General features: G+C 40.8%; 20 protein-coding genes and 1 pseudogene. 20 read left to right on the top strand and 1 reads right to left on the bottom strand.

The features are described from left to right. Positions 1-39: 39 nt before the first annotated feature. The 8 genes and pseudogenes from TZ90_RS06265 to TZ90_RS06230 all read left to right on the top strand — a co-directional run bounded on the left by TZ90_RS06265 (position 40) and on the right by TZ90_RS06230 (position 5,427). A complete protein-coding gene (locus TZ90_RS06265) occupies positions 40-1,440 on the top strand; it encodes a bifunctional Cof-type HAD-IIB family hydrolase/peptidylprolyl isomerase (RefSeq protein WP_045612058.1) in 1,401 nt (466 codons plus the stop codon). A gap of 1 nt (position 1,441) precedes the next feature. Further along, positions 1,442-1,804: pseudogene (locus TZ90_RS06260) on the top strand (S1 RNA-binding domain-containing protein). Between the two features lie 52 nt (positions 1,805-1,856). Beyond that, positions 1,857-2,606 carry a tRNA1(Val) (adenine(37)-N6)-methyltransferase gene (locus tag TZ90_RS06255; protein WP_000390787.1) on the top strand — a complete coding sequence of 250 codons (750 nt, stop codon included), beginning with the start codon at positions 1,857-1,859 and terminating at the stop codon, positions 2,604-2,606. Then, positions 2,596-2,883: a GIY-YIG nuclease family protein gene (locus TZ90_RS06250; RefSeq protein WP_045612056.1), complete on the top strand. Its 288-nt coding sequence runs from the start codon at positions 2,596-2,598 to the stop codon at positions 2,881-2,883. The genes TZ90_RS06255 and TZ90_RS06250 overlap by 11 nt, the downstream gene beginning before the upstream one ends. Before the next feature lie 82 nt (positions 2,884-2,965). Further along, on the top strand, positions 2,966-3,901 hold the full coding sequence (locus TZ90_RS06245) for a manganese-dependent inorganic pyrophosphatase (RefSeq protein WP_045612055.1): 936 nt from the start codon (positions 2,966-2,968) through the stop codon (positions 3,899-3,901). Positions 3,902-3,987: 86 nt separating this feature from the next. Beyond that, positions 3,988-4,500 (top strand): YiiX/YebB-like N1pC/P60 family cysteine hydrolase, encoded by a 513-nt coding sequence (locus tag TZ90_RS06240; protein WP_045612053.1) that lies wholly within the window; start codon positions 3,988-3,990, stop codon positions 4,498-4,500. Further along, complete coding sequence (locus TZ90_RS06235; RefSeq protein WP_080890743.1) at positions 4,484-5,134, top strand: DUF1803 domain-containing protein; 651 nt, start codon at positions 4,484-4,486, stop codon at positions 5,132-5,134. The genes TZ90_RS06240 and TZ90_RS06235 overlap by 17 nt, the downstream gene beginning before the upstream one ends. Before the next feature lie 101 nt (positions 5,135-5,235). After that, on the top strand, positions 5,236-5,427 hold the full coding sequence (locus TZ90_RS06230; RefSeq protein ID WP_000051182.1) for a CsbD family protein: 192 nt from the start codon (positions 5,236-5,238) through the stop codon (positions 5,425-5,427). A 45-nt stretch (positions 5,428-5,472) separates the two neighbouring features. Here TZ90_RS06230 and TZ90_RS06225 read toward each other — a convergent pair whose 3' ends face one another. Beyond that, a complete protein-coding gene (locus tag TZ90_RS06225) occupies positions 5,473-6,918 on the bottom strand; it encodes a UDP-N-acetylmuramoyl-L-alanyl-D-glutamate--L-lysine ligase (RefSeq protein ID WP_045612052.1) in 1,446 nt (481 codons plus the stop codon). A gap of 105 nt (positions 6,919-7,023) precedes the next feature. On the opposite strand from TZ90_RS06225, the gene TZ90_RS06220 reads away from it, so the two are divergent. From TZ90_RS06220 to greA, 12 genes are all read left to right on the top strand, one after another. After that, positions 7,024-8,646, top strand: coding sequence for a putative polysaccharide biosynthesis protein (locus tag TZ90_RS06220; protein ID WP_045612050.1), 1,623 nt, complete (start codon positions 7,024-7,026; stop codon positions 8,644-8,646). 204 nt (positions 8,647-8,850) lie between these two features. Further along, on the top strand, positions 8,851-10,809 hold the full coding sequence (locus TZ90_RS06215; protein WP_045612049.1) for a peptide ABC transporter substrate-binding protein: 1,959 nt from the start codon (positions 8,851-8,853) through the stop codon (positions 10,807-10,809). 316 nt (positions 10,810-11,125) lie between these two features. Continuing rightward, positions 11,126-11,581 carry a hypothetical protein gene (locus TZ90_RS06210; RefSeq protein ID WP_045612047.1) on the top strand — a complete coding sequence of 152 codons (456 nt, stop codon included), beginning with the start codon at positions 11,126-11,128 and terminating at the stop codon, positions 11,579-11,581. Positions 11,582-11,851: 270 nt separating this feature from the next. Further along, complete coding sequence (locus TZ90_RS06205; protein ID WP_045612046.1) at positions 11,852-12,946, top strand: cystathionine gamma-synthase; 1,095 nt, start codon at positions 11,852-11,854, stop codon at positions 12,944-12,946. A 7-nt stretch (positions 12,947-12,953) separates the two neighbouring features. Beyond that, positions 12,954-14,120, top strand: coding sequence for a MalY/PatB family protein (locus TZ90_RS06200; protein WP_045612044.1), 1,167 nt, complete (start codon positions 12,954-12,956; stop codon positions 14,118-14,120). Between the two features lie 92 nt (positions 14,121-14,212). Then, entirely contained in the window at positions 14,213-17,311 is a 3,099-nt protein-coding gene (locus tag TZ90_RS06195; protein WP_045612042.1) for a pilus expression-regulating Snf2 family helicase, read from the top strand. Positions 17,312-17,358: 47 nt separating this feature from the next. Next, positions 17,359-17,976: a divisome accessory protein ZapJ gene (locus TZ90_RS06190; RefSeq protein WP_045612040.1), complete on the top strand. Its 618-nt coding sequence runs from the start codon at positions 17,359-17,361 to the stop codon at positions 17,974-17,976. A 10-nt stretch (positions 17,977-17,986) separates the two neighbouring features. Then, positions 17,987-19,321: a UDP-N-acetylmuramate--L-alanine ligase gene (gene murC / locus TZ90_RS06185; protein WP_045612038.1), complete on the top strand. Its 1,335-nt coding sequence runs from the start codon at positions 17,987-17,989 to the stop codon at positions 19,319-19,321. A 9-nt stretch (positions 19,322-19,330) separates the two neighbouring features. Further along, positions 19,331-19,786 carry a GNAT family N-acetyltransferase gene (locus TZ90_RS06180; RefSeq protein ID WP_045612036.1) on the top strand — a complete coding sequence of 152 codons (456 nt, stop codon included), beginning with the start codon at positions 19,331-19,333 and terminating at the stop codon, positions 19,784-19,786. An 8-nt stretch (positions 19,787-19,794) separates the two neighbouring features. Next, positions 19,795-20,289, top strand: a complete 495-nt coding sequence (locus TZ90_RS06175; RefSeq protein ID WP_045612034.1) for a GNAT family N-acetyltransferase — start codon at positions 19,795-19,797, stop codon at positions 20,287-20,289. An 80-nt stretch (positions 20,290-20,369) separates the two neighbouring features. Further along, positions 20,370-22,064: an endolytic transglycosylase MltG gene (gene mltG / locus TZ90_RS06170; protein ID WP_045612033.1), complete on the top strand. Its 1,695-nt coding sequence runs from the start codon at positions 20,370-20,372 to the stop codon at positions 22,062-22,064. A 60-nt stretch (positions 22,065-22,124) separates the two neighbouring features. Continuing rightward, the gene (gene greA / locus TZ90_RS06165) at positions 22,125-22,607 is read left to right on the top strand and encodes a transcription elongation factor GreA (protein WP_000818748.1); all 483 of its coding nucleotides are present in this window, start codon (positions 22,125-22,127) and stop codon (positions 22,605-22,607) included. Positions 22,608-22,646: the final 39 nt, after the last annotated feature.

Raw genomic sequence — 22,646 nt, 5'->3', positions numbered from 1 at the left:
TGGTATAATGGAAAGAGTTAGATTGAAAGAGGTAGTGAGATGGATGCCAAATTAAGATACAAGGCAAAGAAAATCAAGATTGTCTTTTTTGATATTGATGATACATTGCGAAATTCAAAGACAGGTTTTATTCCAGCTTCAATCCCAACTGTTTTTAAGCAATTACGTGAGAAAGGAATTTTGACAGGTATTGCTTCTGGACGAGGGATTTTTGGTGTCGTTCCGGAGATTCGTGAGCTCAAGCCTGACTTTTTTGTAACCTTAAATGGTGCCTATATTGAAGATAAAAAAGGTCAGGTTATTTATCAACATCAGATTGAGAAGTCAGATGTTGAGGAGTATATCTCTTGGGCTAAGCAAGAGGGAATTGAGTATGGCTTGGTTGGGAGTCATGATGCCAAGTTGTCGACTCGCACCGATATGATTAGTGAAGCTATCAATCCAATTTACCCCGATTTAGATGTAGATCCTGATTTTCATGAAAAAGAAGATATCTATCAAATGTGGACTTTTGAAGATAAGGGAGATGACTTGCACTTGCCTGATAGTCTCTCAGACAAACTTCGAATGGTTCGTTGGCATCAACATTCGTCTGATATTGTGCCGATTTCAGGCTCCAAAGCGACGGGTGTGGAAAAGGTTGTGGAACATCTTGGCTTGAAACCAGAGAACGTCATGGTCTTTGGAGATGGGCTCAATGACTTGGAACTCTTTGATTATGCTGGAATCAGCGTTGCAATGGGAATTTCTCATGAAAAAATCAAAGAAAAAGCAGATTATATAACAAAAACACTAGAAGAAGATGGCATTTTTGGTGCCTTAGAAGGATTTGGTATGGTAGAAAAAGAATTGTATTTCCCACAAGTAGACATTGAAACAGTAGAAGGTCCTATCGCGACTATTAAGACCAATCACGGAGACTTGCGTATCAAGCTTTTCCCTGAACATGCTCCTAAAACAGTAGCTAACTTTGTAGCTCTTTCAAAAGATGGCTACTATGATGGTGTCATTTTCCACCGTATTATCAAGGACTTTATGATTCAAGGTGGAGATCCAACTGGTACTGGTATGGGTGGCGAGTCAATCTACGGCGAATCATTTGAGGATGAATTCTCAGAAGAACTTTACAATATTCGTGGTGCTCTTTCTATGGCCAATGCTGGTCCAAATACCAACGGCAGCCAGTTCTTTATCGTCCAAAATCAACACCTGCCATATTCTAAGAAAGAAATTGCTCGTGGTGGTTGGCCAGAACCGATTGCGGAAATCTATGCCAACCAAGGTGGAACCCCTCACTTAGACCGCCGTCATACTGTTTTTGGTCAGCTAGCTGATGAAGCTTCTTACGCTGTTTTGGACGCTATTGCTGCTGTTGAGACAGGAGCTATGGACAAGCCAGTTGAAGATGTTGTGATTGAAACAATTGAAATCGAGGACTAAGATGAAAATCGGTGATAAGCTAAAGGGGCGTATTACAGGAATTCAGCCCTACGGTGCCTTTGTTGAGCTAGAGACGGGTGATACGGGGCTGATTCACATTTCAGAGATTCGGACAGGCTTTATTGAAAATATCCAAGAAGCCTTGAAAGTTGATGAAGAGGTTCAAGTTCAAGTAGTGGATTAAGATGAATTTACAGGGAAAGCCAGCCTTTCTATCCGCACTTTGGAGGAAGAAAAGCACCAGTTTCCGAGACGGAGACGCTTTTCAAGCGACCGTTTTAACTACGGCTTTGCTCCTCTCAAACGAATGATGCCAATTTGGACCAAGGAAGCCCTTCAACATTTGAAAAATCAGAAGCACTAGTTAGAAATTTCTATCTTTTGTAATGTTAATATAAATTTGCTATAATAGGACTATGGAAGAAGAACAATTATTAAAATCAGGAGAGCGTATTAACCAGCTCTTTTCGACAGATATTAAAATCATTCAAAATAGAGAGGTTTTTAGCTATTCGGTGGATAGTGTTCTCTTGTCACGTTTTCCACGTTTTCCTAAAAAGGGCATGATAGTGGATTTTTGCGCTGGAAATGGAGCAGTGGGGCTATTTGCTAGCACTCGGACTCATGCACAGATTTTGGCTGTTGAGATTCAGGAGCGTTTGGCAGATATGGCTGAGCGTTCTGTCCGTTTGAATGGTTTGGAAGAGCAGATGGAGGTCATCTGTGATGATTTGAAAAATATGCCTGCTTACATCCAGGGAAGTAAGGTGGATATGATTTTGTGTAATCCGCCCTATTTCAAGGTGGATCCTCATTCAAACTTGAACGAGAGCGAGCATTATCTCTTGGCGCGCCATGAAATCACGACCAATTTGCAGGAAATCTGTCGTAGTGCTCAGAGTATTCTCAAATCCAATGGGCGTTTGGCTATGGTTCATCGTCCTGATCGTCTTCTGGATATTTTGGATACCTTACAACGGCATAATCTAGCCCCTAAGCGCCTGCAGTTTGTTTATCCAAAAAGAGAAAAGGAAGCCAATATGCTTTTGATTGAGGCTATCAAGGATGGCTCGACAAGTGGCTTTAAGGTCTTGCCACCTCTCATTGTCCACAATGATGATGGCTCTTATACGCCTGAACTTGAAGAGATTTATTATGGATCATAAGGCTTATATGTACGTGCTGGAGTGTCGTGACGGATCCTACTATACAGGCTATACGACTGATGTGAAGAGACGCCTCGCTGTCCACAATAGTGGGAAGGGAGCCAAATATACACGAGCACGCTTGCCAGTCAAACTTATCTATGCTCAAGGTTTTGCCAGTAAGGAAGAAGCCATGTCGGCAGAAGCCCTTCTCAAGCGTAAGAAGAGGCCACAGAAGGAGCAATTTTTATCTGAAAATCAAGATAGAAATTTACTTAGTTATTTTGAACAATTGTGAGGAGTCCTTTGACTCCTCTTACTTTTGTCAAAAAGCGAAAAAAATGCTACAATAAAGAGAATAAACAAAATGAGGTATTATCATGTCTAAGATTCTAGTATTTGGTCACCAAAATCCAGACTCAGATGCCATCGGGTCATCTGTAGCCTTTGCCTACCTTGCAAAAGAAGCTTACGGTTTGGATACGGAAGCTGTTGCCCTTGGAACTCCAAATGAAGAAACAGCCTTTGTCTTGAACTATTTTGGTGTGGAAGCACCGCGTGTTATCACTTCTGCTAAAGCAGAAGGAGCAGAGCAAGTTATCCTGACTGACCACAATGAATTCCAACAATCTGTATCAGATATCGCTGAAGTAGAAGTTTATGGTGTTGTAGACCACCACCGTGTGGCTAACTTTGAAACTGCAAGCCCACTCTACATGCGTTTGGAGCCAGTTGGATCAGCGTCTTCAATCGTTTACCGTATGTTCAAAGAACATGGTGTAGCTGTTCCTAAAGAGATTGCTGGTTTGATGCTTTCAGGTTTGATTTCAGATACCCTTCTTTTGAAATCACCAACAACACACCCAACAGATAAGGTTATTGCTCCTGAATTGGCTGAATTGGCTGGTGTAAACTTGGAAGAGTATGGTTTGGCTATGTTGAAAGCTGGTACCAACTTGGCTAGCAAATCTGCTGAAGAATTGATTGATATCGATGCTAAGACTTTTGAACTCAACGGAAATAATGTCCGTGTTGCTCAAGTAAACACAGTTGATATCGCTGAAGTTTTGGAACGCCAAGCAGAAATTGAAGCTGCAATGCAAGCCGCTAACGCAGCAAATGGTTATTCTGACTTTGTCTTGATGATTACAGATATCGTCAACTCAAACTCAGAAATCCTAGCTCTTGGTGCTAATATGGGCAAGGTCGAAGCGGCTTTCAACTTCAAACTTGAAAATAACCACGCCTTCCTTGCTGGTGCTGTTTCACGTAAGAAACAAGTGGTACCTCAATTGACTGAAAGCTTTAATGCTTAAGATTTTGAGTGTTAATTCAAATTAGAACAGGCTAGTTTGAATTATATCGAAAGGAGTTTCGGCTCCTTTTTTTCTAGGAGTGAAGCATGTTAGAAAATGGCGATTTGATTTTTGTGAGAGATGAGTCAGATATGGGGCAGGCCATCCAGACTTCCACAGGCAACTATAACCATGTTGCGATTTGTTTGGATGGGATGATTTACCACGCTAGTGGACAGACTGGTGTTGTCTGTCAAGAACCGGCAGACTTCTTTGAGTCCAATCACTTGTACGACCTCTATGTTTACCCAGAAATGGATATCCAGTCTGTGAAGGAAAAAGCTTGCAAATATCTAGGAGCACCCTACAATGCTTCTTTCTATCCAGATGGAGAAGGTTTTTACTGTTCCCAGTACATGGCAGAAATCCTACCGATTTTTGAAACCATACCTATGAAATTTGGGGATGGGGAGCAGGAGATTAGTGATTTTTGGAGAGAGTATTATAGAGAACTAGGCCTACCTGTCCCTTTGAACCAAGCTGGGACCAATCCTAGTCAGTTGGCAGCATCGCCTCTGTTAGAATGTAAAGAAAGGAATCTTCATGATTCAGATTTTTAATCCATCTCGTTTGACAAGACAGCCATTTTTTAGAGAATTGATCCGCTATCTGGACCAGCATGAGGATGTTATTTTGCGAGAAATTAAGGCTCAATTTCCAGATATAGCAGTTGATAAACTCATGGAAGAGTATATAAAGGCAGGCTTGATTCTACGAGAAAATAAGCGTTATTACCTTAATCTTCCTATGCTTGAATCACTCGATAGTCTTGAACTGGATCAAGAGATTTTTGTCAGCGAAGCTAGTCCGGTCTATCCAGCCTTGTTGGATCAGAGTTTTGAGACAGAATTACGAAATCAAACCAATGCAGCTATTTTAGTTGAAAAGACGGACTTTGCGAGATCAAAAATGACCCTGTCCAATTATTTCTACAAGGTCAAACATCAGTATCCTTTGACAGAAAAACAGCAGGAACTCTATGACATTTTGGGAGATGTCAATCCTGAGTATGCTCTCAAATACATGACAACTTTTTTGCTAAAATTTCTCAAAAAAGATCAGCTTATGCAGAAACGTCGTGACATCTTTGTGGACAGTTTAGTTGTCCTAGGTTATATTGTCCAAAATGAAGATGGAAAGTATGAGTTGGCTATCGATTTGGATAAGGAAAGATTAACTTTCTACTTGGCCTGATTTTTTGTTTCTGAGCACATTATTTGACTTTCCTTAGTATTCGGTATAAACTATATGTAACCGGTAACACATATCGGAATAAAATTAAAGGAGACAATCATATGTCACTTGAAAACAAATTGGAACAAGCAACAGGCGCTATCAAAGAAGGATTTGGTAAAGTTACTGGAGATGGCAAGACTGAAGCAGAAGGCGCTGTAGAAAAGACAGTTGCTAAGGCAAAAGAAGTAGTTGAAGATGCTAAAGGTGCTGTAGAAGGTGCCGTTGAAGGTTTGAAAAACGCTTTTAAATAAAGATAAAAAAATCAAGGGTTTCATTTCCCTTGATTTTTTACTATCTTATAAATAATTTTCTGCGACGGCTGCATCTCCTGGATAGGCTTCTTTCTTGCCTTGGACGATTTGGTAGCAATCGGCTCCCTTACCGGCGATAATAACTGCATCTAATTCGTGATTTGTGATAGCCATAGCTGCCTTGATGGCTTCTTGGCGATCCGCAATTTTTTCAACAGGATGATTGATGTAGCTACTAATTTCATCTGCAATGGCCATTGGGTCTTCGTAGTTGGGGTCATCAGCAGTCAGAAAGACTTGAATCTCAGGGTGTTGATTGAGGAGGAGGCCAAAGTCTTTACGACGACTCTCTCCCTTATTTCCTGTCGAACCTAAGACCAGAGCAATCTTTCCTGTTTGATGAGTCTCTACAACCTTGATTAGTTTTTTGAGACTGTCACCATTGTGGGCATAGTCGATGAAGACCTTGGCTCCATTTTTCTGAGTGAGGACTTCCATACGACCAGGAACGCGGGTTGCAGCGATTCCTTTTTTGATATCCTCAAGACTAGCTCCGAGACGGAGGCAAGCAAGTCCAGCAGCAACGGCATTTTCTTGGTTGAAGTGGCCAATGAGTTGAATATCATAATCTCCAGTGAGTTTACCCGTAGCTGAAAAACTAAAGGCTTTGGAATTCTCGATTTGGTTATCAGACTGGCTACCGTAGAAATCATGGTCTTGATCTTCGACTTGCTCTTTCAATACAGAAAAGTGGTCCATGTCACTGTTAATGATGACTGCTCGGCTATTTTTCATCAAGAGACGCTTGTGGTAGAAGTAGTCTTCAAAGCTAGGGTGTTCAATCGGGCCGATATGGTCTGGAGTGATGTTGAGAAAGACTCCTACATCAAAGGTCAGACCATAGACTCGATGGACAAGATAGGCTTGGCTAGAAACTTCCATTACAAGATGGGTTCGACCATTCTTAACAGCCTGAGCCATCATGTCGAAAAGATCGATATTTTCAGGCGTCGAGAAGGAAGATTTAAAGAAGGTCTTGCCATCCAGAGTTGTGTTCATAGTTGACAAGAGAGCTGTTGGGTAGCGTTGAGATAGGATGTTGTAAGCAAAGTAAGCTGCTGTTGTCTTACCCTTAGTTCCTGTGAAGGCGAGAATTTTTAGTTTCTCTTGTGGATTACCATAGAACTCCATGGCAATCAAACTCATGGCTTTCTTTATATCGTTCACAATGATGACAGGGATGCCGACTTCGTAGTCCTTTTCAGCCACATACCAACCGAGGCCTTGAGAGATGGCAGAAATCAAAAATTCCTTCTTAAAGGCAGCACCTTTTACAAAAAAAAGAGTGTCTTCTTTTACTTTTCGGCTGTCGTAACTAATGCTATCAAAAACAACTTTGCTGTAGTTGTAGTGATAATGTCCTTGGTCGATAATCTCACGGAAGAGACCATCTTTCTTTAAAATATCTAATACGGTTTCAATCTTTATCATACTTTCTATTGTAAACCGAAAGTCGTAAATTTACAAGTGACAAGGAAAAGTTTATAATGGAAGATGAGGAATTTTTCCTAGTGATTAAAATTAAATGAGGAATTTATGTCTAACGAAAACAATCACCAGCAGGCCCAGATGTTACGGGGGACTGCTTGGCTAACGGCTAGTAACTTTATCAGTCGTCTACTCGGTGCCATTTATATCATCCCTTGGTATATCTGGATGGGGTCTTATGCGGCTACAGCAAATGGTCTCTTTACCATGGGCTATAATATCTATGCCTGGTTCTTGCTGGTTTCAACAGCAGGGATTCCAGTTGCGGTTGCCAAGCAAGTGGCCAAGTACAATACCATGCGAGAAGAGGAGCATAGCTTTGCCCTGATTCGGAGCTTTTTAGGCTTTATGACGGGATTAGGTCTTGTTTTTGCACTAGTCTTGTATGTCTTTGCTCCATGGCTAGCAGACTTGTCGGGTGTAGGGAAAGACCTGATCCCAATCATGCAGAGCTTGGCTTGGGCGGTTTTGATTTTCCCATCTATGAGTGTTATCCGAGGTTTCTTCCAAGGAATGAATAACCTCAAGCCTTATGCTATGAGCCAAATCGCTGAGCAGGTTATTCGTGTTATCTGGATGCTCCTAGCTACCTTTATGATTATGAAAATAGGTTCAGGAGATTATCTAGCAGCGGTTACTCAATCTACTTTTGCTGCCTTTGTCGGCATGGTAGCTAGTTTTGCAGTTTTGATCTATTTCCTTGCCAAAGAAGGATTACTTAAAAGAGTTCTTGAAACAGGAGATAAGATAAACAGCAAGCGTCTTTTGGTCGACACCATTAAGGAAGCCATTCCTTTTATCCTGACAGGGTCTGCTATCCAGCTTTTCCAGATTTTGGACCAGATGACCTTTATCAATAGTATGAGTTGGTTTACCAACTATAGTAATGAAGACTTGGTTGTCATGTTTTCTTATTTCTCAGCCAATCCTAATAAAATCACTATGATTTTGATTTCTGTTGGGGTTTCGATTGGGAGTGTAGGGTTGCCACTTTTGACTGAAAACTATGTCAAGGGAGACTTGAAGGCGGCTTCTCGTCTCGTTCAGGACAGCATTACCATGCTTTTCTTATTCCTGCTTCCAGCAACGGTTGGAGTAGTCATGGTAGGAGAACCTCTCTATACTGTCTTCTATGGCAAGCCAGATAGTTTGGCTATGGGCTTGTTTGTCTTTGCAGTTTTGCAGTCTACTATTTTAGGCTTGTACATGGTCTTGTCTCCAATGCTTCAGGCAATGTTCCGCAACCGCAAGGCAGTTCTCTATTTTATCTATGGTTCCATTGCCAAGCTGGTCTTGCAACTTCCAACCATCGCTATCTTCCACAGTTACGGACCTTTGATTTCTACAACCATCGGTCTCATTATTCCTAATGTTTTGATGTATCGGGATATTTGTAAGGTAACAGGTGTCAAGCGCAAGGTGATTTTGAAGCGAACCATTTTAATCAGTTTGTTGACTTTTGTTATGTTTATCAGTGTAGGTGCTATCCAGTGGGTACTGGGATTTGTCTTCCAACCAAGTGGACGTTTGTGGAGTTTCCTATATGTAGCCCTTGTCGGTGCCATGGGTGGAGGTGTTTATGGAGTTATGAGTCTCCGTACCCGTTTGTTGGATAAGGTGATTGGAAAAGCTCAAGCAGATCGCTTACGAATCAAATTAAAGTTAACTTAAAAAATATTTATAAATAAAAGGGATAATTTGAACATTTCTATCATGAAATGCTTGGATTATTCTCTTTTTTATTAATTTGTATTATATTTTTTATAATTTGTAGATAGTAATTTAATTTTTCTTAAATTTTACTTAAAAAACTATTGACTAAATAAAACCTGTAATGTATAATAAGACAAATATTTAAATCAGGAGGTTCTGGAAATGAAAAAGTCTAAGGCCAAGTATGCAACGCTTGCAGGTGTCGTGTTAAGTGCAGGTATTTTGTTAAGTGCCTGTGGAAATTCTAGCACAGGGTCAAAAACATACAATTATGTTTATTCAAGTGATCCATCTAGTTTGAACTATCTAGCAGAAAACCGTTCAACAACTACTGATATTGTGACCAACCTGGTAGATGGTCTCATGGAAAATGACCAATATGGGAACTATGTCCCATCCTTGGCTGAGGATTGGAGTGTTTCTAAGGACGGTTTGACCTATACCTACAAACTGCGGAAAGATGCTAAATGGTATACTGCAGATGGAGATGAATATGCTCCTGTAACTGCCCAAGATTTTGTCACTGGTTTGAAATATGCGGCTGATAAAAAATCAGAAGCCTTGTACTTAGTGCAAGAATCCGTTGCAGGTTTAGATGACTATATCACTGGTAAAACAAGCGACTTTTCAACTGTCGGAGTCAAGGCTCTTGATGACCAAACCGTTCAATATACCTTGGCACGACCAGAACCTTACTGGAACTCAAAAACAACCTCAACTATTCTCTTCCCAGTCAATGCGGATTTCTTGAAATCAAAAGGGGATGATTTTGGGAAGGTAGATCCATCTAGCATTTTGTACAATGGACCTTTCTTGATGAAATCCTTTGTTTCAAAATCGGTCATCGAATACAAGAAAAATCCTAACTACTGGGATGCTAAAAATGTCTTTGTAGATGATGTGAAATTGACTTATTTTGATGGTAGTGACCAAGATGCGTTAGCACGTAATTTTACCGAAGGTGTTTATAGCTATGCTCGTCTCTATCCAAACAGTTCAAGCTTTGAAGGGATTAAAGAAAAGAATAAGGACAATATCATCTATAGCATGCAAGATGCTACTTCTTACTTCTTAAACTTCAATTTAGATAGAAAATCTTATAAATTCACTTCCAAGACAAGTGATGCTGAAAAGAAATCGACTCAAGAAGCGGTTCTTAACAAGAACTTCCGTCAAGCCATTAATTTTGCCTATGACCGTACGGCCTATGGGGCCCAATCTCAAGGAGAAGAGGGGGCAACTAAGATTTTGCGTAACCTAGTTGTTCCTCCAAACTTCGTAAGTATCAATGGAAAAGACTTTGGTGAAGTAGTTGCGTCTAAAATGGTCAACTATGGTAAGGAATGGCAAGGAATCAACTTTGCAGATGCCCAAGATCCATACTACAATCCAGAAAAAGCTAAAGCTAAATTTGCTGAAGCTAAGAAAGAACTCCAAGCCAAAGGAGTCCAATTCCCTATACACTTAGATAAAACTATAGATTTGGCTAATAAGGCTGAAATTCAAGGGATTAATTCCATGAAGCAATCAATAGAATCTGTCTTAGGTGCAGATAATGTTGTGATTGATGTTCATCAACTTTCTACAGAGGACTATGATAGTTCAGGTTATCTTGCTCAAACTGCAGCTCAGAAGGATTATGATCTTTACAATGGTGGTTGGACTCCAGACTATCAAGATCCTTCAACTTACCTCGATATCTTTAGTGTCAACAGCGGAGGTATGTTGCAAAACCTTGGTTTAGAGCCAGGTGAAGTTAATGACAAGGCCAAGGCTGTTGGGTTGGATGTCTATACTCAAATGTTGGAAGAAGCTAATAAGGAGCAAGATCCAGCTAAACGTTATGAGAAATATGCTGATGCCCAAGCTTGGTTAGTAGATAGCTCTCTAGCAATTTCAAATGTTTCACTAGGCGGAACACCAACATTGAGAAAAATTGTTCCTTTCTCAACACCATATTCATTGGCTGGTAATAAAGGGGTTGAATCCTATAAATACCTCAAATTACAAGATAAGACAGTTACAAAAGACGAATATGAAAAAGCCAAAGAAAAATGGTTGAAAGAAAAAGAAGAATCTAATAAAAAAGCTCAAGAAGAATTGGCAAAACATGTCAAATAAGGATTTTTCAAGAAAAACGATGGTTTCGAAGGAAACTGTCGTTTTTTTATAGAATGATGGCGAATTTGGAAGAAAAGTGCTTACATTTTTTAAATTGTTTATTAGATTTATGATATAATGAATATAATAAAAGGTGTGAGAAGCTATTTTTTAAATCCTCTTCCAGTGTTAACTGAAGTATGCACATGCTAGGATGATTTTATAGGAGGGATGCTGTCTACTGGAAAAGTAAGATAAAATGTAACAAATGATAAGTTCTTCTTTTATGTGAAGAGTTCTTATCTGTCTATTTACTAATCGTTATGGAGGTAAGATCATGGGTGCTATTATGGAGTTTGCAACAGAAAAACAGATTGAATCATTTCTCTCAATTTGCCACATTGAAGGGCAAAAGAATTTTCTGATGGCTTTTAAGAAAAAGACATGGTTGAAATCCTTTATTGATTTCTTCATTATAGGAGGGACTTACTATGTTCAGTCGAGTGTGAAGCCTAAGATTCTGGCATTCACACCTAATGGAATCTACTTGATGGACATCAGTGATGTAACAGAAAATCATTCTAATCAAGTCGTAGAGATGCCTTGGAATCAAGTTCAAGATTTTACTTATAAGCCAGCCTTGAATACAGTTAGGCTGAATTGGAACTATCAAAATGAAGTCTATATTTTTTCCGTGGATGTCGGTCAGATTGGTCAGCATGTGGGCCAATATCAATTTAATAAAGACCATTATGACTATTTAGCCCAACACGATTTCTTTCGGTTAAAGTAAACCCTAGCAATCATTTTCACGAAAGAATCTGGAATATTTTCTGGATTCTTTTTAGCTTTACTATCTAATACTCAATGAAAATCAAAGAGCAAACTAGGAAGCTAGCCGCAAGCTGTACTTGAGTACGGTAAGGCGACGCTGACGTGGTTTGAATTTGATTTTCGAAGAGTATAAGTCTATAGTTTAAAACTATAACCAGCTCTTGAAAAGAAGAAAATGAGTTGATGAAAATAAGTGGTACAATAGTTACTATAGATTTGGAGGTATTGTATGAGCAAGGAATTACGCATCAACACAATTTTGGCCCAGGCGGGTATTAAGTCAGATGAAGCGACAGGAGCTTTGGTGACACCGCTTCATTTTTCAACGACTTATCAGCACCCAGAGTTCGGTCAGTCTACTGGTTTTGACTATACGCGTACTAAAAACCCAACTCGCAGTAAGGCTGAAGAAGTCTTGGCAGCCATTGAGTCCGCAGATTATGCCCTAGCGACTAGCTCAGGCATGTCAGCAATTGTACTGGCCTTTAGCGTCTTTCCAGTAGGAAGTAAGGTCTTAGCTGTCCGTGACCTTTATGGTGGTTCTTTCCGCTGGTTCAACCAAGTGGAGCAAGAAGGCCGTTTCCATTTTACCTATGCCAATACAGAAGAAGAGTTGATTGCCGAGTTGGAGAAGGACGTGGATGTTCTCTATATCGAAACGCCAACCAACCCTTTGATGTTGGAATTTGATATCGAAAAACTAGCAAAGTTGGCTCATGCTAAGGGTGCCAAAGTGGTGGTGGACAATACTTTCTACAGCCCTATCTACCAACGTCCGATTGAAGATGGAGCAGATATCGTTCTTCATTCAGCAACCAAGTATCTAGCAGGACACAATGATGTCTTGGCTGGAGTGGTTGTGACCAATAGTTTAGAACTATACGAGAAACTCTTCTACAATCTCAATACGACAGGGGCAGTCTTGTCTCCATTTGACAGTTATCAATTGATTCGTGGTCTCAAGACCTTGTCTCTTCGTATGGAGCGCTCAACAGCTAACGCCCAAGAAGTGGTTGCCTTTTTGAAGGATTCCCCAGCAGTTAAGGAAGTTCTCTACACTGGTCGTGGAGGCATGATTTCCTTTAAAGTAGCTGATGAAACACGCATTCCTCACATTTTGAACAGTCTTAAGGTCTTCTCTTTTGCGGAAAGTTTGGGTGGGGTAGAAAGTCTCATTACTTATCCAACGACGCAAACTCATGCTGATATTCCAGCAGAAGTGCGCCATTCTTATGGTTTAACAGATGACCTCTTGCGTTTGTCGATTGGGATTGAGGATGCTAGAGATTTGATTGCAGATTTGCGCCAAGCCTTGGAAGGATAAGACAAAGATGGGAAAATATGATTTTACAAGCCTGCCCAATCGTTTAGGGCACCATACCTATAAATGGAAAGAAGCAGAAACAGATAGTGAAGTCCTACCAGCTTGGATAGCGGATATGGACTTTGTAGTCTTGCCTGAAATCCGCCAAGCCGTGCAGACTTACGCTGATCAACTGGTTTATGGCTATACCTATGCCAGTGAAGAGTTAATTCACGAAGTTCAAAAGTGGGAAGCCACACAACACGATTACCACTTTGACAAAGAGGCTCTTGTCTTTATCGAGGGTGTGGTACCAGCCATCTCAACAGCTATTCAAGCCTTTACAAAAGAAGGCGATGCGGTTTTGATTAACACACCTGTCTATCCACCCTTTGCACGCAGTGTCAAGTTGAATAACCGTAGATTGATTACCAATTCTTTGGTGGAAAAGGATGGTCTGTTTGAGATTGACTTTGACCGACTTGAAAAGGATTTGGTAGAAGAGGATGTCAAACTTTATATTCTTTGCAACCCTCACAATCCTGGTGGACGTGTTTGGGAAAAGGAAGTGTTGGAGAAGATTGGCCAACTCTGCCAAAAACACGGTGTTTTCTTGGTTTCAGATGAGATTCACCAAGATTTGGCCCTCTTTGGTCACAAGCATCATTCCTTCAATACCATCAATCCTGACTTTAAAGAATTTGCTATCGTCTTGACTAGTGCCACTAAAACCTTTAATATTGCTGGAACAAAAAATTCATATGCAGTCATTGAAAATCCTAAGTTGAGACTGGCTTACCAGAAACGCCAGTTGGCCAATAACCAGCATGAAATTTCAGGCTTGGGTTATTTGGCGACAGAAGCTGCCTATCGATACGGTAAAGATTGGTTAGAGGAACTCAAGCAAGTCTTTGAAGACCATATCAATTATGTGGTGGATTTATTTGGAAAAGAGACTAAAATCAAGGTCATGAAACCGCAAGGAACCTACTTGATTTGGCTTGATTTTTCAGCCTATGACCTGACTGATGAAACATTACAAGAGCTTTTGAGAAATGAAGCTAAGGTTATCCTTAACCGTGGTTTGGATTTTGGAGAGGAAGGAAGTCTCCATGCTCGCCTCAATGTAGCCATGCCTAAATCTCTGTTGCAAGAAGTGTGTCAGCGAATTGTGACGATTTTTGCCAAACTTTAAAAATCCAGCCTTCTAGGAGAAAAGTATCCTTAGAAGGCTATTTTCATAGGGGAAAATATGGTATAATAAAAAGATAAGGTAAAGGTAAAAAAATGGCTAAATTGATTCCGGGGAAAGTCCGTATCGAAGGCGTTGCCCTTTATGAAACTGGTAAAGTTGACATCATCAAGGAAAAGAATAATCGGCTCTACGCTCGCGTTGCAGAAGAAGAACTGCGCTATAGTTTAGAGGATGATTTGGTTTTTTGTGCCTGCGATTTTTTCCAAAAGAGGGGCTACTGTGTGCACTTGGCGGCTCTGGAGCATTTTCTGAAAAATGATGAGCGTGGTCAGGAAATCTTGCAGAGTCTGGAAGAAGGTCATGAAGAAAAAGAGGCCGTTGAAACCAAGGTGACCTTGGGCAGCAAATTTTTGGAACGAATCTTGTCTCCAAAATCAGACCGAGCCTATGAGTTGTCAGCTGTGGGTCAGGTGGAAGCAGGAAGCAATCATATCTTGTGGACTCTTAGAATCGGGCAAATCAATAGCCAAAAATACTACGTTATTCGGGATATTCCAATCTTTTTAAAAGTCGTCGAGAAGAGAAAACCTTATATGATTGGTAAAACTTATGAGGAGTCTCTATCTTGGGAAGCCTTTAATGAGGAAAGTCAAGAGCTTCTGACTTTCTTACGCGGACTAATGGAGGAAGGACTTAGTCCAGAGCTTTTTTTCCAAAACCAAGGTCGGCACCTCTTTTTTCCTCTGACCTTTTTTGAGCAGGGTGTGAATTTACTGATGGCCTTGCCCCATTTTCAATTTGACCATCAAGTGGATAGCTACCAAACTCTGCTTTTTCAGGATATGCATGCTGATGCCAATCTATTTGCCTTTACAGCAACAGAATACTCGGACTATTTTGAAATGGAAATCAGTGAGAGTCCAAGGGTCAATGTCTTTTATCAGGGAGCTGTGCTTTTCCATAAAGGACAGGTTTATTTTCTAACAGACCAGCAGATACGTCTTCTCAAGGAAATCAAAGCGTTGCCTTTGGATCAGCATGGAAAGAAATACTTGCAATTTGATAGCAGTGACCGCGATAAGTTAGCTTCTTGTTTAACTTTTTTTAGCCAGATGGGGATCGTTTCAGCTCCAGAACGTCTACAAATCAAAACTTTTGCACCCTCTTTTTACTTTGACAGGGAAGAGGATAATCGGATTCGTTTAGAAATTCAGTTTGATTATGGGGATAGGCAGGTCTCTAACCGACAAGAGTTAGAAGAATTACCATTTTCGAGTGATGCTGACTTAGAAGAAAGAATTTTCCAAGTCTGTTTGGCAGCTGGTTTTGAAGCAGATTTTCAATCTTGGCGTCAAGCCCTAAAAGCGGAGTCTGTCTATCATTTCTTCCATGAAATCATTCCAGTTTTTGAAAAACTCGGAAATGTTGATCTATCAGACAAGCTAGAAGAACTTTATAGTCTGGCAAGCCCTCAAGTGCAGATTGCTTCCAAGGGAGGTCTCTTGGAAATTCAGTTTGATTTTCAAGATATTGCCCAGGAGGAAATCGACCAAGCCATGCAGGCCTTGGTTGCCAATCAAGATTTTTACATTGATTCGTCTAATCAAGTCTACTTTTTCGATGAAGAAACCAAGAAAATTCGCCAAAATCTACAGGAACTAGGACAATTTGAATTAAAAGATGGGACCTTGCAGGCTCGAAAATCCTTGGCTTATAGTTTAGCTCATCTTTTTGAAGGGCGAGATCGTGTTTCTTTTTCACAAGAATTCCAAAATCTAGCTCACGATTTGACGCATCCAGAGGACTTCCCTAGACAAGCAACTCAGGTTCAGGCTGATTTGCGAGATTATCAGGAAAAAGGAATCGGCTGGCTACAAATGCTCCATTATTATGGTTTTGGTGGGATTTTAGCTGATGATATGGGACTTGGTAAAACCCTGCAGACCATTGCTTTTTTGACCAGTCAAGTGACAAAAGAAAGTCGGGTTTTGATTTTAGCTCCGTCAGGTTTGATTTACAACTGGGCAGATGAGTTTCAGAAATTTGCCCCACAGTTAGATGTGGCTGTTGTTCATGGCTTGAAAGCTAGTCGTGAAGAGATTCTTGCTGAAAGCCATCAAATCTATGTGACGAGCTATGCCACCTTCCGTCAGGATAGCGATCTTTATCAGGGGATAGCCTTTGACTTCCTTTTCTTAGATGAGGCTCAGGTCATGAAAAACGCCCAGACCAAGATTGCCCAGACCTTGAGACAATTTGTGGTGCCGTCAGTTTTTGCCTTGTCAGGAACTCCTATTGAAAACCATCTGGGTGAGTTGTGGTCTATTTTCCAAATCGTCATGCCAGGACTCCTGCCAAGCAAGAAAGAATTTATGAAATTGTCAGCAGAGCGAGTGGCTCAGTTTATCAAGCCTTTCGTGATGCGGCGCAAGAAAGAAGAAGTTCTGACTGAATTGCCAGACTTGATTGAAGTGGTTTATAAAAATGAACTGGAAGACCAGCAAAAGGCTATCTACCTAGCCCAGTTGCAACAGATGAGGGACCGTCTAGCTCAAGTTTCAGATCAGGAATTTCAGCGAAGTCGGGTGGAAATTTTATCTGGTTTGATGCGCTTGCGCCAAATCTGTGATACTCCTGCCCTCTTTATGGAGGATTATCAGGGAGCCAGTGGCAAACTGGATAGTCTCCGAGACCTGCTGGTACAGGTGGCAGACGGCGGACACCGTGTCTTGATTTTCTCGCAGTTCAAGGGAATGTTGGAGAAAATTGAACAAGAACTGCCAGACTTGGGCATGACATCCTTTAAAATTACGGGTTCAACCCCAGCCAAGGAAAGACAAGACATGACCAAGGCCTTTAACCAAGGAGAAAGAGATGCCTTTCTGATTTCTCTTAAGGCTGGTGGTGTCGGTCTGAACTTGACAGGTGCTGATACAGTGATTTTGGTTGACCTTTGGTGGAATCCTGCGGTGGAAGCGCAAGCCATTGGCCGTGCCCATCGGATGGGGCAGGAAGAAACGGTTGAGGTCTATCGCTTGGTGACCAGGGGAACCATTGAAGAAAAAATTCAAGAACTCCAAGAACAGAAGAAACATCTGGTGTCACAAGTATTGGACGGCACAGAGTCACGTGGCAGTCTGACCCTAGCAGAAATTAGAGAAATTTTGGGAATTTCTGAAGCCAGCACTTGAAAAATCAAGACAATACGCTATAATGAAGTGTTGAAAGGAAATAGAAAATGAGAGAAGAACGATTTCCATTGGTGTCAGATGACGAGGTCATGCTGACTGAGATGCCGGTTATGGACCTCTATGATGAGTCTGACTTTATCAGTAATATCAAGGGAGAATACCGTGATAAGAATTATCTGGAGTGGGCCCCTATTACTGAAGAAAAACCAGCAAAACCGATTGAAAAACCAGTAGAGAAACCTAAGAAATCTGGTTTAGGAGTTAAAAAAGAAGGAAAGAGCTATGCGGAGGTGGCGCGTGAAGAAGCGCGTGCGGATTTGAAAAAGAAACGCTCAGCAAGTTATCTGACTAAGGATATTACTCCTACAAGACGCCATTCTCATCCAAGTCTAGTTAGGCAGGGCAATCAACCTACCGCGCCTTTCCAAAAGGAAAATCCTGGTGAATTTGTCAAATATAGTCAAAAATTGACCCAGTCTCATTACATCTTGGCGGAAGAAGTGAGCAATATTTCGACTCAATCTGAGCCAAAAGAAACTTCAGGTCCAAAGAAAAATAATTATGATTTTCTGAAGAAGAGCCAAATCTACAATAAAAAGAATCAACAAAAAGAACAAGAACGTCAGGTTGCCCAAGAGTTGAATCTGACAAGAATTACTGAATAGGGGAGAAAACATGTCAAAGACATATCATTTTATCGGAATTAAGGGATCAGGGATGAGTGCCTTGGCCTTGATGTTGCATCAAATGGGGCATAAGGTACAGGGATCAGATGTTGAAAAGTACTACTTTACTCAACGTGGTCTTGAGCAGGCAGGGATTACTATTCTTCCTTTTGATGAAAAGAATCTAGACGGTGATATGGAAATTATCGCTGGAAATGCCTTTCGTCCAGATAACAACGTCGAAATTGCCTATGCGGACCAAAATGGAATCAGCTACAAACGTTACCATGAGTTCCTAGGTAGCTTTATGCGCGACTTTGTCAGCATGGGAGTTGCTGGAGCGCACGGCAAAACTTCAACGACAGGTATGTTGTCTCATGTCTTGTCTCACATTACAGATACTAGCTTTTTGATTGGGGATGGGACAGGTCGAGGATCAGCTAATGCCAAATATTTTGTCTTTGAATCTGACGAATATGAGCGTCACTTCATGCCCTACCACCCAGAATACTCTATTATCACCAATATTGACTTTGACCATCCAGACTATTTCACAAGTCTCGAGGATGTTTTCAATGCCTTTAACGACTATGCAAAACAAATTACCAAGGGTCTCTTTGTCTATGGTGAAGATGCAGAATTGCGTAAAATTACGTCTGATGCACCAATTTATTATTATGGTTTTGAAGCAGAAGGTAATGACTTTGTCGCTAGTGAGCTTCTTCGTTCAACAACTGGTTCAACCTTCACGGTTCACTTCCGTGGACAAGAATTGGGTCAATTCCACATCCCAACCTTTGGTCGTCACAATATCATGAATGCGACAGCCGTTATTGGTCTTCTTTACACAGCAGGATTTGATTTGAACTTGGTGCGTGAGCACTTGAAAACATTTGCCGGTGTTAAGCGTCGTTTTACTGAGAAAATTGTCAATGACACGGTGATTATCGATGACTTTGCCCACCATCCAACAGAAATTATTGCGACCTTGGATGCAGCTCGTCAAAAATATCCAAGCAAAGAAATCGTAGCAGTCTTCCAACCGCATACCTTTACAAGAACCATTGCCTTGTTGGACGAATTTGCCCACGCTTTGAACCAAGCGGATGCTGTTTATCTAGCGCAAATTTATGGATCTGCTCGTGAAGTAGATCATGGTGATGTTAAAGTGGAAGACCTAGCCAACAAAATCAACAAGAAAAACCAAGTGATCACTGTTGAAAATGTTTCTCCACTCCTAGACCATGACAATGCTGTCTATGTCTTTATGGGAGCAGGGGATATCCAAACCTATGAATATTCATTCGAGCGTCTCTTGTCTGACTTGACAAGCAATGTTCAATAGGAAGTTTTCATGGAAATTCCAATTAAGATCATTCAGGCAAGTAAATCTGATTTGGCTGAGATAGAGGTACTCCAGGCTTCATCTTTTCCAGCTGAAAAGCAGCAACCTTCCCATATTTTAGAAGAAAGTATCCGTAAGTGTGCGGATACCTTTCTTCTAGCTAGGGATGAAAATCAGCTTCTGGGCTATGTTCTAGGTGGTCCTTACCCACACAATCCGAAATGTCTAGAAATACATTCTTTAGTCATTGATACTGACCATCAGAGACAGGGCTTGGGAACGCTTCTTCTTGCAGCTTTGAAAGATGTGGCAGTTGAGCTGGATTACAAAGCTATTCGTTTGAAGAGTCCGGATGAGTTGCTTTCCTATTTTGAAATGAACGGTTTTATTGATGAAGAAGAGACAGATTCGCTTTATGCAGCTAGTCAAGGTTTTAGTATGATTTGGTTTAATCTCTTTTTTTAGGAGGCGAAATGGAAATTAGGAAAGCAAGATTAGAAGATTTGGATCGTATCGTTGAGATTGAACTAGAAAATTTCTCGCTTGAAGAAGCCATTCCTCGCTCTGTTTTTGAGGCGCATTTGCGAGAGATTCGGACCTCGTTTCTGGTTGCAGAAAAAGAGGGCAGAATCATGGGGTATATAGAAGGGCCAGTTGGCCCACACCGCCATCTGCAGGACCAGTCCTTTACAGAAGAGATAGAAGATTATAGTCATGAGTCTGGTGGCTATATCTCTGTAACCTGTCTTTCTATTGCTAAAGAGGCACAGGGCCTTGGACTTGGTCAGAAATTACTAACAGCCTTGAAAGAACTGGCTCTTGAACACGAAAGAGAAGGCATTAACCTAACCTGTCATGACTATCTCATCACTTACTATGAAAAGCATGGATTTGTCAATGAAGGCCTGTCCCAGTCAACCTTTGCAGGGGAAACCTGGTATGATATGGTCTGGGAAGCTAAAAAATAGGCCAGAAAAGCATGCTAGGTTGCTTTTCTTTCGTTTTTAAGATATAATATTATGGATTGTCAACGAGGAGGAAAAAACTTTTGAGTGAAAAATCAAGAGAAGATGAGAAATTAAGCTTTAAAGAGCAGATTTTACGCGATTTAGAAAAAGTAAAACGTAATGAAGGGATTCGCCAAGAGGCCACTGAACTTGCAGAGAAAAAAGAAACTCTATTTGTCCCTGAAACAAAACTCGCAGATGAAGATGTTATGGTTGCATCCCTATCAGCTGTTGAAAAAATTATGGAGAATGCACCACGTGTTCCAAAACATCCTAGTGAGGATATGCCTGCATCACCGGCAGATGAATCAAGAGTAGAAGCTCCGATTACTCCTAGTCACCCTAGTCAAGATGTTCCAGCTTCACCAGTTGAAGCAAGTCCATCAAGACCGACTTCAGGACCAGAGATTGGTCGTCAACGAAAGGTCGAAGAAGATTTCAACGCAACTCCAACAAGAGTAGCTGTTTCTTATAAGACTGAAGCTAAAAAAGAGCCTCAGAAAGAAGTAACAAAACCAGAACCAGTTATGGAAACGGAAGCTGTTGAAGTCATTTCTGAAACTCCGAGTCGTAGTCGTCGTGAGACTGTTAAACCTGTCAAGGAGAAAAAATCACATTTGAAGGCCTTCTTCATTTCTCTACTGATTTTCCTTGCCTTAATTTCGGCAGGTGGTTATTTCGGTTACCAGTACGTCCAGTCATCTTTATTACCAGTTGACGCTAATTCTAAGAAGTATGTAACTGTTCAAATCCCAGAAGGAGCCAATGTCCAAGAAATTGGCTCAGCACTTGAAAATTCTGGTGTGATTAAACACGGAGTGATTTTTGCTTTTTATGCTAAATATAAGAATTATTCAGATTTGAAGGCTGGATATTACAATTTGCAAAAGAGCATGAGTACAGAGGATATCATTAAGGAACTCCAAAAAGGTGGTACTCCTGAACCTCAAGAACCTTCACTTGCAGATTTAACGATTCCAGAAGGATATACGATTGATCAAATCGCCCAAGCTGTAGGCCAATTACAAGGTGAATTTAAAGAGCCTTTGACAGCGGAAGCTTTTTTGGCTAAAGTGCAAGATGACAACTTTATCAGTCAAGAAGTTGCTAAATATCCAAACCTACTCGAAAGCTTGCCAACGAAAGAAAGTGGAGCTCGTTACCGTTTGGAAGGTTATCTTTTCCCAGCGACTTACTCTATCAAGGAAAGCACAACTATTGAAAGTTTGATTGATGAGATGCTGGCAGCCATGGATAAAACATTGACTCCGCACTATAGTGCAATCAAGTCTAAAAACTTGACTGTCAATGAATTGCTAACAATTGCTTCACTTGTTGAAAAAGAAGGTGCTAAGACTGAAGATCGTAAGTTGATTGCAGGTGTTTTCTACAACCGCTTGAATCTTGGTATGCCACTTCAAAGCAATATTGCAATCTTGTATGCCCAAGGGAAGCTTGGTCAAAATATTAGCCTAGCAGATGATGCTGGAATTGATACATCGATTAATTCACCATACAATGTTTATACAAAACCTGGTTTGATGCCTGGTCCAGTAGATAGTCCAAGTCAGGACGCGATTGAAGCAAGTATCAACCAAACTAAGAGTGAGAACCTTTACTTTGTAGCCAATGTTACAGATGGTAAAGTCTATTACGCAGTGACACAGGAAGAGCATGATCGTAATGTAGCTGAACATGTCAATAGCAAGCTTACTCAAAATAGTAGTTCAAACTAAGACTACAAAAATGAGAATCTCAGATAGAGATTCAATACTATCGAAAGAAAGTTGAGAAAAATGGCAGAAAAAACATATCCTATGACCCTTGCGGAAAAGGAAAAACTTGAAAAAGAATTAGAAGAATTGAAATTGGTTCGCCGACCAGAAGTGGTAGAACGCATTAAGATTGCCCGTTCATACGGTGACCTTTCTGAAAACAGTGAATACGAAGCAGCTAAGGATGAACAAGCTTTTGTCGAAGGACAAATCTCTAGCTTGGAAACAAAAATCCGTTATGCTGAAATCGTCAATAGCGACTCAGTTGCCGATGATGAAGTGGCGATTGGTAAAACAGTCACTATTCAAGAAATTGGTGAGGACGAAGAAGAAGTTTATATTATCGTAGGTTCAGCAGGTGCGGATGCCTTTGCAGGTAAGGTTTCAAATGAAAGCCCAATTGGACAAGCCTTGATTGGTAAGAAAACAGGTGATACAGCAACTATTGAAACACCTGTTGGTAGCTATGATGTAAAAATCTTGAAGGTTGAAAAAACAGCCTAAAAATAAAAAAAAGGAGTGAGGAGGCAGTGCGCTTCACTC

The sequence above is a fragment of the Streptococcus mitis genome, assembly GCF_000960005.1.
Classification (GTDB): domain Bacteria; phylum Bacillota; class Bacilli; order Lactobacillales; family Streptococcaceae; genus Streptococcus; species Streptococcus mitis_CK.
The sequence above is the reverse complement of the archived record's forward strand: the minus strand, read 5'-3'. Positions and strand labels throughout refer to the sequence as shown.

Coding starts and splice junctions, on each gene's coding strand:
- TZ90_RS06255 (WP_000390787.1), top strand. CDS start 1,857: ATGGAAGAAGAACAATTATTAAAATCAGGAGAGCGTATTAACCAGCTC.
- TZ90_RS06195 (WP_045612042.1), top strand. CDS start 14,213: ATGGCTAAATTGATTCCGGGGAAAGTCCGTATCGAAGGCGTTGCCCTT.
- TZ90_RS06180 (WP_045612036.1), top strand. CDS start 19,331: ATGGAAATTCCAATTAAGATCATTCAGGCAAGTAAATCTGATTTGGCT.
- TZ90_RS06220 (WP_045612050.1), top strand. CDS start 7,024: ATGTCTAACGAAAACAATCACCAGCAGGCCCAGATGTTACGGGGGACT.
- TZ90_RS06250 (WP_045612056.1), top strand. CDS start 2,596: ATGGATCATAAGGCTTATATGTACGTGCTGGAGTGTCGTGACGGATCC.
- TZ90_RS06230 (WP_000051182.1), top strand. CDS start 5,236: ATGTCACTTGAAAACAAATTGGAACAAGCAACAGGCGCTATCAAAGAA.
- greA (WP_000818748.1), top strand. CDS start 22,125: ATGGCAGAAAAAACATATCCTATGACCCTTGCGGAAAAGGAAAAACTT.
- TZ90_RS06210 (WP_045612047.1), top strand. CDS start 11,126: ATGGGTGCTATTATGGAGTTTGCAACAGAAAAACAGATTGAATCATTT.
- murC (WP_045612038.1), top strand. CDS start 17,987: ATGTCAAAGACATATCATTTTATCGGAATTAAGGGATCAGGGATGAGT.
- TZ90_RS06235 (WP_080890743.1), top strand. CDS start 4,484: ATGATTCAGATTTTTAATCCATCTCGTTTGACAAGACAGCCATTTTTT.
- TZ90_RS06225 (WP_045612052.1), bottom strand. CDS start 6,918: ATGATAAAGATTGAAACCGTATTAGATATTTTAAAGAAAGATGGTCTC.
- TZ90_RS06205 (WP_045612046.1), top strand. CDS start 11,852: ATGAGCAAGGAATTACGCATCAACACAATTTTGGCCCAGGCGGGTATT.
- TZ90_RS06215 (WP_045612049.1), top strand. CDS start 8,851: ATGAAAAAGTCTAAGGCCAAGTATGCAACGCTTGCAGGTGTCGTGTTA.
- TZ90_RS06240 (WP_045612053.1), top strand. CDS start 3,988: ATGTTAGAAAATGGCGATTTGATTTTTGTGAGAGATGAGTCAGATATG.
- TZ90_RS06200 (WP_045612044.1), top strand. CDS start 12,954: ATGGGAAAATATGATTTTACAAGCCTGCCCAATCGTTTAGGGCACCAT.
- TZ90_RS06175 (WP_045612034.1), top strand. CDS start 19,795: ATGGAAATTAGGAAAGCAAGATTAGAAGATTTGGATCGTATCGTTGAG.
- TZ90_RS06245 (WP_045612055.1), top strand. CDS start 2,966: ATGTCTAAGATTCTAGTATTTGGTCACCAAAATCCAGACTCAGATGCC.
- TZ90_RS06265 (WP_045612058.1), top strand. CDS start 40: ATGGATGCCAAATTAAGATACAAGGCAAAGAAAATCAAGATTGTCTTT.
- TZ90_RS06190 (WP_045612040.1), top strand. CDS start 17,359: ATGAGAGAAGAACGATTTCCATTGGTGTCAGATGACGAGGTCATGCTG.